General features: G+C 73.4%; 13 protein-coding genes. 6 read left to right on the forward strand and 7 right to left on the reverse strand.

Going from position 1 to position 13808, the window contains the following annotated elements:
* Window positions 1-522, forward strand: a 522-nt coding sequence (locus MUE36_03050) for a F0F1 ATP synthase subunit beta (GenBank protein ID MCU0309902.1), incomplete at its 5' end; no start/stop codon positions are given.
* The gene (atpC, locus tag MUE36_03055; protein MCU0309903.1) at window positions 522-917 is read left to right on the forward strand and encodes an ATP synthase F1 subunit epsilon; all 396 of its coding nucleotides are present in this window, start codon (window positions 522-524) and stop codon (window positions 915-917) included. The genes MUE36_03050 and atpC, both read left to right, overlap by 1 nt.
* Window positions 918-946: 29 nt before the next feature.
* Here atpC and MUE36_03060 read toward each other — a convergent pair whose 3' ends face one another.
* A complete protein-coding gene (locus tag MUE36_03060; protein ID MCU0309904.1) occupies window positions 947-1714 on the reverse strand; it encodes an alpha/beta hydrolase in 768 nt (255 codons plus the stop codon).
* A gap of 69 nt (window positions 1715-1783) precedes the next feature.
* Here MUE36_03060 and MUE36_03065 point away from each other — a divergent pair, with 69 nt between their 5' ends.
* Window positions 1784-2620 (forward strand): 2'-5' RNA ligase family protein, encoded by an 837-nt coding sequence (locus MUE36_03065; protein MCU0309905.1) that lies wholly within the window; start codon window positions 1784-1786, stop codon window positions 2618-2620.
* A gap of 7 nt (window positions 2621-2627) precedes the next feature.
* Here MUE36_03065 and MUE36_03070 read toward each other — a convergent pair whose 3' ends face one another.
* From MUE36_03070 to MUE36_03080, 3 genes are all read right to left on the reverse strand, one after another.
* Window positions 2628-3314, reverse strand: a complete 687-nt coding sequence (locus MUE36_03070) for a hypothetical protein (GenBank protein MCU0309906.1) — start codon at window positions 3312-3314, stop codon at window positions 2628-2630.
* Window positions 3315-3357: 43 nt separating this feature from the next.
* Window positions 3358-4602, reverse strand: coding sequence for an amidohydrolase (locus tag MUE36_03075; protein MCU0309907.1), 1245 nt, complete (start codon window positions 4600-4602; stop codon window positions 3358-3360).
* A gap of 127 nt (window positions 4603-4729) precedes the next feature.
* Window positions 4730-5356, reverse strand: coding sequence for a hypothetical protein (locus MUE36_03080; GenBank protein ID MCU0309908.1), 627 nt, complete (start codon window positions 5354-5356; stop codon window positions 4730-4732).
* Window positions 5357-5455: 99 nt separating this feature from the next.
* Here MUE36_03080 and MUE36_03085 point away from each other — a divergent pair, with 99 nt between their 5' ends.
* Together MUE36_03085 and MUE36_03090 are read left to right on the forward strand one after the other, a co-directional pair.
* A complete protein-coding gene (locus MUE36_03085) occupies window positions 5456-6652 on the forward strand; it encodes an acyl-CoA dehydrogenase family protein (protein ID MCU0309909.1) in 1197 nt (398 codons plus the stop codon).
* 5 nt (window positions 6653-6657) lie between these two features.
* Window positions 6658-7677 carry an acyl-CoA/acyl-ACP dehydrogenase gene (locus MUE36_03090; protein MCU0309910.1) on the forward strand — a complete coding sequence of 340 codons (1020 nt, stop codon included), beginning with the start codon at window positions 6658-6660 and terminating at the stop codon, window positions 7675-7677.
* Between the two features lie 95 nt (window positions 7678-7772).
* Here the strand turns inward: MUE36_03090 and MUE36_03095 are convergent, their stop codons facing one another.
* The 3 genes from MUE36_03095 to MUE36_03105 all read right to left on the reverse strand — a co-directional run bounded on the left by MUE36_03095 (window position 7773) and on the right by MUE36_03105 (window position 12337).
* Window positions 7773-10208 carry an ABC transporter permease gene (locus MUE36_03095; GenBank protein ID MCU0309911.1) on the reverse strand — a complete coding sequence of 812 codons (2436 nt, stop codon included), beginning with the start codon at window positions 10206-10208 and terminating at the stop codon, window positions 7773-7775.
* Between the two features lie 110 nt (window positions 10209-10318).
* Window positions 10319-11029, reverse strand: a complete 711-nt coding sequence (locus MUE36_03100) for an ABC transporter ATP-binding protein (GenBank protein MCU0309912.1) — start codon at window positions 11027-11029, stop codon at window positions 10319-10321.
* An 81-nt stretch (window positions 11030-11110) separates the two neighbouring features.
* Complete coding sequence (locus MUE36_03105; protein ID MCU0309913.1) at window positions 11111-12337, reverse strand: hypothetical protein; 1227 nt, start codon at window positions 12335-12337, stop codon at window positions 11111-11113.
* 135 nt (window positions 12338-12472) lie between these two features.
* On the opposite strand from MUE36_03105, the gene MUE36_03110 reads away from it, so the two are divergent.
* Complete coding sequence (locus tag MUE36_03110; protein MCU0309914.1) at window positions 12473-13792, forward strand: hypothetical protein; 1320 nt, start codon at window positions 12473-12475, stop codon at window positions 13790-13792.
* Window positions 13793-13808 lie beyond the last annotated feature (16 nt).

The following is a 13808-nucleotide window of genomic DNA, read 5'->3' on the forward strand; positions in this document are numbered from 1 at the left end:
ACCTCGCTGCAGGCCGTGTACGTGCCCGCCGACGACTACACCGACCCGGCGCCGTTCACCACCTTCACCCATCTCGACGCCACCACCGAGCTCTCCCGCAACATCGCCTCGCTCGGCATCTACCCGGCCGTCGACCCGCTGGCCTCGACCTCGAGCATCCTCACGCCCGAGATCGTCGGGCAGCGCCACTACGACGTGGCCCGGCGGGTGCAGGAGGTGCTCCAGCGCTACAAGGAGCTCCAGGACATCATCGCCATCCTCGGGCTCGACGAGCTCTCGGAGGAGGACCGCCTCATCGTGAACCGGGCCCGCAAGGTGCAGCGGTTCCTCTCCCAGCCGTTCTTCGTGGCCGAGGTGTTCACCGGCATGCCCGGCATCTTCGTGCCCGTCGAGGACACGGTGGAGTCCTTCGCCCAGCTGGTCGAGGGCGAGCTCGACGACCTGCCCGAGCAGGCCTTCCTCAACGTCGGCGACGCCGATGCCGCCCGGGCCAAGGCCCGAGAGCTCGAGGCCGGCGCCTGATGGCCCTGCACGTCGAGCTGGTCTCGCCCGAGCGGACGCTGTTCGCCGGCGACGCCACCATGGTGCGAGCCCGCACCGTGGGGGGCGGCGACATCGCCTTCCTGCCCGGCCACTCGCCCTTCGTCGGGGCGTTGGAGACCTGGACCCTCGAGATCGCGCTCGTCGACGGCACCACCGAATTGGCTGCCGTGCACGGGGGGTTCGTGGAGGTGAGCAACGACCAGGTGAAGATCCTGTCGAACCTGGCCGAGATGGCGAGCACGATCGACGCCGACCGGGCCCGTCGGGCCAAGGAGGCCGCCGAGGCGGCGCTGGCCAAGGGCGACGACGTCGAGGCCGAGGCCGAGCTGCGCCGGGCCCACGCCCGTCTCGTGGCCACCGGCCACGGCATCTGAGCCTCGCGGCCGTTCAGCCCCTGACCGCGTCAGCGTTCCGCGGCACGGTCCACCGTGGCGGTGATGAACGCCGCGAACTCCTCAGGGTGGGTCTGGTTGGCGAAGTGGCCGGCGCCCTCGATCGTGACCAGCCGACCGTCCGCCACCTGGGCGGCCAGCCGCCGGGCGCCCTCGACGTGCTCGGGTGACGTGTCGGAGCCGTGGCCGACGACCGTCGGCACGGTGAGCCGATCGGCTGCGAAGGGCGCGGTGGCCAGCGACGCCATGTCGCGCGCGAACGCCGGACCCTCGGCGCGGCGCAGCGCCTGCTTCTCGGGGCTCAGCGCCTCCCAGGCGTCGTCGCCCAGGACGCGTCGGTTGAACTCCTCGGCCATCTGCGCCGGATCCGGGGCGGCGGCGACCTCGGCGTCGTAGTCCTTGGTGGTCCGGGGCCACCACTCCAGCCACACCATCGGCGGCTCCCAGACGCCGAGCGCCGCGAACGCGGCGGGGCGGGCGACGGCGGCGAGCATGGCCGGGTTCGAGCCGAAGCTGTGCGCCACCACGACGGCGCGCCCTCCGACGGCGCCGATGACGCCGAGGAGGTCGTCGGCGTGGTCGGCCATCGAGCGGGCGGGGGTCGCCCCGACCGACCGGCCGTAGCCACGCCGGTCGTAGCGGACCACCCGCACCGAGGCGTCGAGGTGACCGCAGGCCTGACGGAAGGCCGCGGAGCGGTCGGGGGCACCGTGCACCAGCACGAGCGGGACCGCCTCGGGCGGTCCCTCGATCACGACGTACAGCTCGTTCGGATCCACCCCAGCAGCCTGACACCCGGCGGGCGCCCGTCGCGCCGGGCGGGCGCCGGTGCTGGGTAACGTCGGCGCGTGGATCGACCGCGCCTCGGGGTGGCGTTGCTCCTGCCGACCACCGTCGCCGCCGAGGTCGACGGCCTCCGCAGGGCGCTGGGTTCGGCGACCCGCGCCCGGATCGCTCCCCACGTCACCCTGGTGCCACCCGTGAACGTACGTCCCGACGCCGTGGCGGACGGCCTACGGGTGCTGCGTGACGCCGCAGCCGGGTGCGACGGGCTGCGCCTCCGCCTCGGCCCCCCGACGACCTTCGCGCCGACGACTCCGACCATCCACCTCGCCGTGGTCGACCTGGACGACGGGCCGCTCGGCGAGCTGCGTCGCCGACTCGTCGACGGACCCTTCGCCCGACCACCGACCCGACCCTTCGTCCCTCACGTCACGCTCGACGACGACGTCGGCCCCGGCCGCCTGGAGGCGTCGATGACCGCCCTCGCCGACTACGTGGTCGAGGTGGCGGTGGACCGCGTGCACCTCCTGGAGCAGCAGCGGGGGGAGGGGGGGCGGCGCCGATGGGTCCCGATCGCGGACGCCCCCTTCGGCCCCCGGCGGGTCGTCGGGCGGGGCGGGGTGGAGCTCGAGCTCACCGTGACCCGGCTCGTGGATCCCGACGCGGCGGGACTGCTGGCCGAGGTGGGGCTCGACGCAGCCCGCGACGGGCCGGACACCGTCGTCGTCACCGCCCGACGACGCGGGGAGGTGGTGGGCGTCGTGCACGGGCGGCGCGTCGAGGCGCCGCCGGCGGCCCCGACGGTCGTGGTGGCCGAGGCCCACCGGGGTCAGGGGATCGCCGGTCGCCTGCTGGACGCCTTCGACCACGCCGCAGGGCGCGACAGGGCGGGCCCGGCCTGACGGTTCGTCAGGGCGCTCCCGGAGCGTCGGGAGGCCGGGAGGAGCGCCGCCGTTCGGCGAGGCGGCGTCCGAGCATCGCCCCCGCCACGCGGGCGGCACGGTCCACGGCGTCGGCCGTGGAGGGGGTCGCGATCGTCACCGGCGGGGGTTCGGGGGCGGCCGCGGGCGACGTGGCGGCATCGGCCGCGATCGTGATCGACGGGCCCGGATCGGAGTCGGGTGCGGTGTGGTGACCGTCAGCCGGTTCCGTGGCCGCGCCGGTCGGGGCCGGCGGGGCGGCCGGCTGGGCGGCGACCCGAGCGGGTTCGGCGTCCGCTCCGGCGGTCGTGCGGCCGGCTCGCAGCGCCCGCCCCACGACGGCGCCGGCCGCCCGGCCCTTGCTCTCGAGGTCGCCCGGTCGGGCGGTCGAGCCCTCGCCCAGGCCGGTCCGGAACCGGCGCGAGGTGGTGACGCCGGCTCCGAGGAGCCGGAAGGAGAGCACCAGCACCACGATCCCGAGCAGCACCGGGCGCAGCCACCCGATCGGGTCCTCGGGCACCCCGGCGAGGAGGAGCACGGTCCCCACGAACAGCGCCGTGACGAGGCCCGACGGGACGGCGACGATCCAGAAGAGGCGGTCACGCCACAGGGGTCGGTCGTAGTGGCGCAGCACCCCTCGTCGGCGTCGCTCACGCGGAGGGTCACGGCGCGCCATGGCGGTCACGCTACCGGGGCCGGCGCGCCGGCCCCCGGTGGGGTCAGTCGAGGTCGAGCCCGAGCATCGAGATGGCGTTGCCCCGGGCGATCTTGTACACGTCCTCGTCGGGCAGGTCCTTCACCATCGTCGTGAAGACGTCCTTGGTGTCGGGCCACGTCGAGTCGGAGTGCGGGTAGTCGGTCTCGAAGGTGACGTTGTCGACGCCGACGTCGTGGAGGTTCTTCAGCCCGAAGTTGTCGCGGAAGAAGCAGGCGTACACCTGGCGGCGGAAGTAGAACGACGGCGGCTCCGGCACGGCTTCCTTGTCGAAGGCCCACCCGCGGAACTCGCGCCAGACGCTGTCGGCGCGCTCCATGGCGTAGGGGATCCAACCCATCTGGCCCTCGGAGTACGCCAGCTTCAGCGTGGGGTGGCGCACCAGGATGCCCGAGTACAGCCAGTCGGCCAGCGAGCCCATGGCGTTGTTGAAGCTCAGCGTGGCCTGGACGCCGGCGGGGGCGTCGGGGGAGGTGGCCGGCATGCGCGACGACGAACCGATGTGCATGTTGATGACGGTGTCGGTGTCGGCGCACGCCTGGAAGAAGGGCTCCCACTCGCCGGTGTGGATGCTCGGCAGGTCGAGGAAGGGCGGGATCTCGCTGAAGCACACGGCCCGCACCCCGCGGGCGGCGTTGCGGTACACCTCGTCGGCGGCGAGCTGGGCGTCCCACAGCGGGACGATGATGAGCGGGATCAGCCGCCCGGCTCCGGCTCCGGCGCACCACTCCTCGACCATCCAGTCGTTGTACGCCTGCACGCACAGCAGGGCGAGCTCGCGGTCCTTGGCCTCGAGGAACGTCTGGCCGCAGAAGCGGGGAAAGGTGGGGAAGCACAGCGACGCTTCGGTGTGGTTGACGTCCATGTCCTCGAGGCGGGCCGCCTGGTCCCAACAGCCCTTGCGCATCTCCTCGTAGGTGACGGGCAGGAGCGTGCGCTCCTCGGGCGGGAAGCCCACCGCGGCGATGATGCGACGCATCGGGACCTTGAGGTCCTCGTAGCACCAGAAGTCGGCGAACTTCCCCTCGTCCGCGTCGTTGTCGACGATGTCGAAGCTGTACTGCATGCCGTTGAACTTCAGGTTGGCGACCCGGAGGCGTTCGACCCGCGGCCCGACGGCCTTGTACTTCTCGGGGAGGCGGTCCTGCCAGACGTGGGGCGGCTCGATGATGTGGTCGTCGACGCTCACGAACCGGGGGATGGTCCGGGTGGCGGCGGTGTCGGCGGATTCCGGGGCGGTCAGCGTCATCGAGGCTCCTCGTGGCGGCGGGTGGCGCGGTGGCGCCCACCCAACGGGTCCGGGGCGGGGCCCCGGTCCTCGGGAGTCTAGGAGAAGACCTGACGACCCGTCAGGTCGTGGCCGGTGGGGTGTCCCCTCAGCCCGTGAAGGCCGGCGCGGCGACGGTTGCGGCCGCGACCGGCGGGGCCGGGGCGGGAGCGGGGGCTGGGGCGATCACGTTGGTGAAGGCGAAGGTCGCCCCGCCCACGTCGGTCCCGAACGCGTCGGCGGCGTCCACGTCGACCCATGACAACGTGGCCTCGCCAGAGCTCTGGGTGGCAGCCTCACCGGCGGCAGGGTCGCTGCACACCACCAGGGCGTCGTCCGTGCACGTCACCGAGGTGGCGGAGGGCGCCTCGCCGGTGCCGCCCGTCTCGACGACGGCGCAGGTGATCACCGTCAGGCGGGAGAACTCGACGAAGACCTCGAACGTGGCCTCCTCGCCGCCGGCCAGGTCGAACACCACGGCGTCGCTCGACTCGAACCCGGGGAACAGCGGGTCGTCGATGGAGACGAACGAGGCCTCGCCCGCGCCGTCGTCGGACGCACACAGGAGCTCGAACTCGTACCCGGCGCCGGCGTCCACGCCGTCCACGGTCTTGCTGATCGTGATGGTGTAGGCGGCATCGGGCTGGATCTGACCGCCCGCGCCTGCCGGCGAGGCGCCGAGCAGGGCGACCACCACGGTGCTGAGCAACAGGATGCGGACGGTGGGCTTGCGCACAGGCTCCTCCTGGGAAGGTCAGGCAACGCCGGGAGGGTAGTTCGGCGGATCATCGCTGGTTGGTTTGCGCCGTATCTGACGCTGCGTCAGGCTGACCCGATGGACCTGGAGTGGAGCCCCGAAGAGCAGGCCTTTCGCGACGAGGCCCGGGAGTGGCTCGAGGCGAACGTGCCCCGAGACCTCCCGTCGGGCGACACCGCCGAGGGGTTCGCGCTGCACCTCGAGTGGGAGAAGCAGCTGTTCGCGGCCCGCTGGTCGGTCGTGTCGTGGCCCGAGGAGTACGGCGGGCGGGGCGCGTCGGTGTGGGAGTGGCTGATCTTCGAGGAGGAGTACTACCGGGCGGGCGCCCCGCAGCGAGTCACCCAGAACGGCATCTTCCTGCTCGCCCCGACCATCTTCGAGTTCGGCACCGACGAGCAGAAGGCCCGATTCCTGCCGGCCATGGCTGCCGCCGACGACCTGTGGTGCCAGGGGTGGAGTGAGCCCGACGCGGGGTCCGACCTCGCCGGCATCAAGAGCCGCGCCGTGCGCGACGACGCCGCGGGGGGCTGGCGGATCACGGGCCAGAAGACGTGGACCACCCGAGGGGCCTTCTGCAACTGGCTGTTCGGGCTGTTCCGCACCGACCCCGAGGCCGAGCGTCACAGGGGGATGACCTATCTCATGGTGCCCCTCGACGCCGAGGGCGTCACCGTGCGGGGCGTCGGCCGCCTCGACGGCGACGAGGGGTTCGCCGAGGTCTTCTTCGACGACGTGTTCGTGGGCGACGACCTCGTGCTCGGCGAGGTCGACCAGGGCTGGGGGGTGGCCATGGCCACCACGTCGTCGGAGCGAGGGCTCACGTTGCGCTCCCCGGGCCGATTCTGCGCCGCCGCCGACCGGCTCGTCGACCTCTACCGCCGGCGTTCGGCGCTGGCTGCCACCGGCGACCCGGCCGCCGTCGCCGCCGGCGATCCCCACCTCCGTGACGAGGTGACGCAGTCGTGGATGGAGGCCGAGGCCTACCGCCTGGCCACCCTCGCCGACGTGACCGACATCGTGGAGGGGCGACCCCAGGGGGCGAGGTCGAGCCTGACCAAGATCTTCTGGTCCGAGCTCGACGTGCGCCTCCACACCACGGCGCTGCGCCTCCTGGGACCCACCGCCGAGCTGGTGGACGGCTCGCACGGCGCCGTCGACGGGGGCGCGTGGATGAAGGGCTTCGAGTTCTCGTTGTCCGGTCCCATCTATGCCGGCACGAACGAGATCCAACGCAACGTCGTCGCCGAGCGCGTGCTCGGCCTGCCCCGGAAGTAGGCACTGTGCGCTTCGCCTTCACCGACGACCAACTGCTGTTCCGCGACGCCGTGGCCGAACTCCTGGCCAAGGAGTTCCCGCCCGACGCGGTGCGGCGGGCCTGGGACGAGGGGACCGGGCGCGACCCCGCCCTCTGGGCCGCCCTCGCCGAGATGGGTGTCGTCGGCCTCACCGTGCCGGAATCGTCCGGCGGGCTCGGGCTCACCGAGCTCGACCTCCTGCCCATCCTCACCGAGGTCGGGCGCGCCGCCTTCCCCGGACCGCTCCTCGAGACCACCGCCGTGGCCGCACCGCTGCTGGCCGAGTCCGCGCCGTCGGCGATGGCCGAGCGCTGGATGCCGGCCGTCGCGCAGGGCTCGGCCGTCGTCACGGTGCAGTTCGCCGGCCAGCCCTTCGTCACCGACGCCCACGTCGCCGACCTGCTGCTCGCCCAACGCGCCGACCGCGTCGTGGCCGTTGCGGCCGACCGCCTTCGCCTCACCCCGGAGACCTCGGTCGACGGCGCCCGGCGGCTCTTCACCGTCGAGTGGGACGTGGCCGACGAAGAGCTCGTCGTCGACGGCGAGGCCGGGTGGCACGCCGCCAACCGGGCCTTCGACCGCGGCGCGCTGGCCGCGTCCGCCTTGTTGCTCGGCCTGGCCGAGCACCTGCTCGCCGTCACCGTCGAGTACGTGACCTCGCGACGTCAGTTCGGCGTCCCGATCGGCACCTTCCAGGCGGTCAAGCACCACCTGGCCGACGCCGAGCTCAAGCTCTCGTTCGCCCGCCCCGTCACCGCCAACGCGGCGTACTCGATGGCCGAAGGCCTCGACACCGCGGCGCGTGACGTGTCGATGGCCAAGTGCATGGCTTCGGAGGCGGCCGCGTTCGTCGCCGCCCAGGCCCTGCAGTGCCACGGCGCCATCGCCTACACCGTCGAGTACGACGTGCACATGTGGTTGAAGCGGGTGTGGGCGCTGACCGCGGCCTGGGGGGACGCCGACTGGCACCGGCGACGGGTGGGCCGTTTCGTCATCGGCGACTGAGACGGGGGTCAGGCGGGCTGCGAGGTGCGTGCCCGGACCGTCGCGCCCGGCGCACGGTCCGGGTCCGGGAGAGGTCACGTCGTGCCCCGGGACGCTCATTCGACGACGCGAAGTGTTGCCGGGATGTCCATGCGACGGAGACGGCGGAGGATGAGCACGGGCGCGATGGCGACGGCGACGATGCCGACCAGCGCGGCGACCACGAACGTGAACGGGTCGACGGCGGTCACCAGGAGCAGATCCGGGATCGTCTGGGTGAACAGGCGCTGCACCAGCCACCAGGTCAGGGCCACCCCGGCGGCGGTGCCGAGCAGGGTGGCCACCACGCCGATGAGTGCGGACTCGGCCATGGCGAGACCGAGGACCGTGCGGGTGGGGAGGCCGAACGCGAACATCGTGGCGTGCTCGCGCGCTCGTTCGTCGGCGCTGATGCTCGAGGAGTTGAACGCGATGAGCACTGCGAGCAACAGCACCGCCCAGACGATGATCTGGAGGATGCCGAGGAACTCGTCCATGGTCGAACGGATGGTGTCGATGGTCTCCGAGACCGGAGTGACCGCGCCGACCCCGTCGATGCCGAACAGGGTGCGGCGCAGGGCCTCGAGGTCGGCGCCCGGTGCCGGCTCCACGTCCACCTGGTTGACGATCCCCTCCAGGTTCAACAGCGCGGCGTGACGGCTGTCGAGGTAGGTCACGAACCGGAACGGGTACGGGTGGACGGCCCCCACCGGTAGCTCACTCGTCACCCACCGGTAGCCCGTGCCGTCGCGCACGGGGTGTCGGAGTTGCACCGGGTCGCCGACGCCGACGTCGAGGTCGTCGGCGGCCTTCTGCGAGACCACCAGTGCCGGCGTCTCGGAGTCGAGCGAGCCCTCGGTGGCGGTGGGCGACCAGACGCCGTCACGCAGGTCCATGACGTCGATCAGGACGTCGAAGCGGTCGCTGCTCGTGGCGGTGGCCGGTCCGTCGGCCTGGCCGAGGTCGGTGTCGGGCCCGGCCAGCGTCCCACCGATGCGCAGACCGGCTGACGACCTTCCCACTCCCGGCGCCGACTCGACGGAGGCCAGTTCGGCGGAGCCGGTGGCGGTGAACGTCTGCAGCGCCACCGTCATCCGCTCCGGGCTCTCACCCAGCACCTCGGCCGAGCCGTCGTCGATCGTCCGGTAGATCGAGTCGATCATCCCGAAGACCGCGACGAGCGTGGTGACCGCCGCGGCGATGCCGAGGGCCGTCAGCAGTGTGCGCCGCGGCCGGCGCACCACCTCCCGCAGCGGGAGGTTCGTGATCGTCGATCCCGGGAGCGGGATCCGCTGTACGAGAGGCGCCAGCCCGCCACGCCCTGCGGTCCGGGGCCCGGTGCGGATGGCCTCGACCGGAGGGACCCGGACCGCACGGACGACCGGCCAGATGCTGGCCGCCAGCACCAGCCCGACCCCCAGCGCGGTGGCCCGTAGGTACGGCCCGACCTGGAACGGGCGGAGCCACACCGGCATCGGGAAGAAGGACTCGGTGACGTTCCCCATGGCTTCGCCGACCACGTACCCGACGAGGATCCCGGCGGCGACCCCGATCACCGCCACCTCGAACGCCATGAGGATCGGCCGCAACGCGAGCCAGGCGCGGGGGACACCGAGCGACATGCCCACGCCGATCTCCCGCCGTTGGGCCTCGACGATGCGGCCGGTCAGGTTGAACGCCGCGAAGGCGGCGCCGGCCAGGATCAGGAGCGCGAAGACGGTGAAGAACGTCTGGTCGTTCTCGATGTCGTCGTACAGCTGGCGGTACCCGCGTTCCTCCTCGAGGAGGCGGACCTCCGTCGCCGCCCCGGGGAGTCCGGTGGCGAGCGTCTCACGGAGCTCCGCCCGGGCCTGATCGGGGTCGACGCCGGGGGCCAGGCGGATCGATGCCTCGCTGATCTTCCCGGGGGTCGATGCCTCGGCCTGGGCTCGGGCCAACGACGTGAACAGCACCGCGAAGCCACCGGAGCCGAGGACGGTGCCGGTCTCGGACGCCGGGAGGAAGTACCGCGGCGACTGTCCGGTTCCGACCCAGGGGATCTCCCGCTCCCCGCCGAGGCGAACCGTTCCGGTGGGCGGCAGATCGCGGGCACGGGCGAACCCGGCGTCCATCACGACGACGTCGGCACCGTCGTCCTCCGGGCCGAGCCCCCGACCCTCGCTGACGGACAGCGTGTCGACGGGTGGGGTGGGCGGCTCCGTCACCTCGACGCCGATGAGCCGGCCGGGCACGAGGATGACCTCCTCGGCGGTGGACGCATCGACCTGGACGTTCACCGCGAGCGACGTCGTCACGTCCGCGAACCATTCCGGGTGAGGGGTCGAGGCGAGCGCGGTCCGCAGGGCGTCCTCGTCGACGGTGGTGTTCTGGGCCGGCGAGACGAGGATGTCGTGCGCGTTGGTCACCTCGTAGGAGGCGTCGTAGCTCACCCTCCGCCATTCGGCCGAGGCCGACAGTCCTGCGTAGGTGCCCGTGCCCAGCGCGATGACCACGGCGATGGCGACGACCTGCACCCATCGCTGGCGAAGATCGCGCAGGGACCACCGCAGCCAGAAGCGAACGGGCGGAGCGCTCCGTCCCGTTCGTGGTGCCTCGGACTCCGCCGTGGCGGAGCCGGTGGTGGTCACCATTGCAGGTCCGACACGTCCCGTCGGCCGCCGGTGGGAGGTCCGTCGGCGACGACCCGGCCACCGCGGAGCTCGACGACGCGATCGGCGGCGCGGGAGATCTCGCGGTTGTGGGTGACGACGAGGACCGTTCTGCCCGCTCGGGCCTGCTCCATCAGCAGGGCGAGGATGGCGACGCCGGTGTGGTAGTCGAGCTCTCCCGTAGGCTCGTCGGCCAGCACGACGGGGTTCTGGGTGGCGAGGGCCCGGGCGATGGCGACCCGTTGCTGCTCGCCGCCGGAGAGCATGGCGGGGAAGTGGTCGACCCGATCGCCGAGACCGACACGTTCCAGCATCTCGTGGGCGGTGGCCGAGGCCCCTGGGCGGCCGGCGACGTCGGCCCCGAACCGCACGTTCTCGACGGCGGTGAGCCCCGGGAACAGGTTGAAGCTCTGGAACACGAAGCTCACGGTCTCGCGCCGGTAGCGGAACAGCTCCGCCCGCCCGGCGGCGCTGAGGTCGTGGCCGGACACGACGGCGCGCCCCGACGTGGGCACGTCGAGAGCTCCCACGAGGTTCAACAGCGTCGTCTTGCCGGAGCCGCTCGGCCCGAGCACCACGACGAACTCCCCGCGGTCGACGACGAGGTCGACGCCGGTCAGCGCGTGCACCGTTCCCCCTGCCGTCTCGTAGCTGCGACCGGCTCCCGCCAACTCGATGACGCCCACGATCGCATGGTGACGGCCCGCGCCGAGCAGGGTCAGGGTCCTAGGTCATTCCTCCCGGCCGCGGAGGGTGGCCGGCGTCGGTCAGGCCGGCGGTGCTCCCGCGACCAGCGAGGCCAGCTCGGCGGGGAGGCCCGGGGTGTCGTCGTAGGTCGCGCCCGAGCCGCTGCACGGGGCCCCTCGGCCCGACGCCCGACCCAGCTCCGCGGTCAGCTTCGGGTTGGAGGCGCTGAACACGCCCCAGGGGCTCTCGCAGCCCGGGACCACCCACGCGTGGGCCATCCAGGCGTTGCTCCCGCCCCCTTTGCGGCCGCCGCGGGCGGCGCACTCCTCGGCGCTCGTCCCCGATCCGCCCACCACCAGCGTGCCCTTCACGCACAGCCCGACGTGCTGGTGGAACTCGACGTTGCCGCCCACGAAGGTCTGGTCGGGCGACGGCTCGCCGTCGGACAACAGGTAGTAGCTCAGTCCGACCATGGTCGCGTCGTCGCCGGTGCCGTCGTAGAGCAGCATCTCGGGCTGGTCGATGACGAACTCGTCGTCGACGTGAGCGAAGTTCATCCAGTGCGACGCGATCTCCGGGATGTAGGTGGTGACCATCACGTAACCGGCGGCCTTCGCCTCGACCGGGGTGGGGTAGCGCGCCGCCACCGCGGCGGCCTGGTCGAGCTCGGTCTCGAGCTGGGCGCAGGTGGCCGGGTCGGTGATCGGGGTCCAGGCCTGGGGCCCGTCGTGGCCGTCGTGCCCGCCCCCGGCGTCGCCCGCCGGCGCAGCCGCCGTCTCGCCGAGGCCGCCCACCGGCCCGGGCTCGGCGTGGTCGTGGCCGTCGCCGCCGCCGGCGAGGTCCATCCCCGCCTCGACCGCACCCCGGTAGTACGCCGCGGTGTTCATCCCGAGGTCGCAGCGGACGGGTTCCGCCTCGTGGTCGTGGTCGGTGTGGCCGTCGCCGGCCGTGCCGCTCGCCGAGGACGCCTCGGTCGTGCCGGTGAGGCTGGACGACGAGGCCCCGCTCAGCCCGGCGACCACCAACAGCACCGCGGCGGCGGGCGCCCCGAACTGGGCGAGGCGGCGACCGGGCCCGGCGTTGGCGGTGGGCGCGTAGAGCCGTGGACCGACGAGGGCCAGCACGGCCCCGACGACCACCGCCACCAGGCCCCCGACGAAGAGCACGTGCCCGACGTTCTCGAGCGCGAGCGCCCCGTCGATGTCGCGGTCGGCCGAGGAGTGGAGCCACGCGTCGAGCCCGAGCCCGGTGACCTGGGCGAGCGCCCCGGTGGCGACGATCCCGATACCCAGCTGGCGTGCGTCCATCCCCGGACCTCCCACGGCCCCGTGGCCGCAGAGCGACGCTAGCCCCCGACGCCGGCGCTGTCCCGGGCCTGGCGCTCCTGGGGTTCAGGTCCCTGTCAGGGACGGCGCCGGTGGGGGAGGGGCGATACTGGGCCGGTGACCGCAGCCACCGTCCTCGACCTCCTCGCCGGCTGCCTCGTGGCCCAAGGGGCCCGACGGGTGTTCCGCGCACCGGGGAGCGACATGCCGGCCCTGGGCGGTCTCGACGAGATCGAGGTCGGGAGTGACGCGCTGGCCGCGATCCTGGCCGACGCCGACGGTCGCCTCGCCGTCGGTCCCGGGGCCGGTCCGGGCGTCGCACTGCTGTCCGGCCGGCGCATCCGCCTGTCCTCACAGCCCGGAGAGCGCGCCGCTCCCCAGGAGATCACGGACCCGACGTCGATCCCCGCCGCCGTCGGCGGCTGGTCGCTCGGCGAGGTCCACGCCGCCGCCGAGCTCGACCTCCTCCTCGATCTCGCCGCCCCGGCGCCCTCCGGGCTCGAGCCCTGGACCCTCGACCTCGGCGCCGACCACCTGATCACCCTGTCGCCCACGCTGGCCGAGTTCACCACGATGCTGCTCGTCGGGCCCGGCGTGGCGCGCGCCGGACAGGGGGCAGCGGTGGCCGAGGCCGCCCGGCGCACGGGAGCGGGGATCGTGGCCACCTTCGGCGCCGTGGGCGTCGTGCCGGTGGACGATCCCGCCTGGTGCGGGGTCGTCGGGCTCCAGCGCGACGACCCCGCACTGTCGGGCCTCGACGATGCCGAGCTGGTCATCACCGCCGGCGTCGATCCCACCGAAGCCGTCGACCTCCTCCCCGACACCGCCCAGGTGCTCGACCTCGAGCCGTGGCAGCTCGGCCTCATGGCCTCGCACTGGCCCGACCCGACGTCGACCGCCTCGGGGTCGACCCTCACCCGTGGCGTGGCCGCCCTCGCCGACCGGCTCCGCTCGGCGGACGGTGGCCCGGCCCGGGCCGCCGTCGACGTGCTCGATGCCGCGAGGCCGGGTGCGCTGGTCGCCGCCGACGCCGGTCCGGCGGGTCTCTGGGTGGCGCGGGGCCTCGCGGCGAGCGCCGCCACCGTGGTCGTCCCCGCCCTCCCGGCGGAGGGCTTCGCGGTCGCGGCGGCGTTCGTCGCCGGCCTCGACGGTCGCCCGGCGGTGGCGGTCACGACCGCGCCGACCGACGCGTGCACCGAGGCCCTCGTCGAGCTGGCCGAGCGGCTCGGTGTCGCGCTGGTGGTCGAGGTGTGGGGGGCCGGGTCGGACCCTGACGACTCCGGGGCACCGGGTGATCCCGAGCACCGTGCCGAGCGGCTCCGCGCCGCCGTGGCTGCGCCGGGCGTCCACCGCCTCGCGGTCGCGGTCGACCCCGACGCCACCGACGTCCTGGTCGAGCTGGCCGGGCCCGTCACGGCGTGGACCGGCCGTCCCTGAGCACCCGCCGGGCCGC

The sequence above is a fragment of the Acidimicrobiales bacterium genome (genome assembly GCA_025455885.1).
Classification (GTDB): domain Bacteria; phylum Actinomycetota; class Acidimicrobiia; order Acidimicrobiales; family Acidimicrobilacustridaceae; genus Rhabdothermincola_A.

Coding starts and splice junctions, on each gene's coding strand:
- atpC (MCU0309903.1), top strand. CDS start 522: ATGGCCCTGCACGTCGAGCTGGTCTCGCCCGAGCGGACGCTGTTCGCC.
- MUE36_03070 (MCU0309906.1), bottom strand. CDS start 3,314: ATGGCGCGCCGTGACCCTCCGCGTGAGCGACGCCGACGAGGGGTGCTG.
- MUE36_03075 (MCU0309907.1), bottom strand. CDS start 4,602: ATGACGCTGACCGCCCCGGAATCCGCCGACACCGCCGCCACCCGGACC.
- MUE36_03085 (MCU0309909.1), top strand. CDS start 5,456: ATGGACCTGGAGTGGAGCCCCGAAGAGCAGGCCTTTCGCGACGAGGCC.
- MUE36_03105 (MCU0309913.1), bottom strand. CDS start 12,337: ATGGACGCACGCCAGCTGGGTATCGGGATCGTCGCCACCGGGGCGCTC.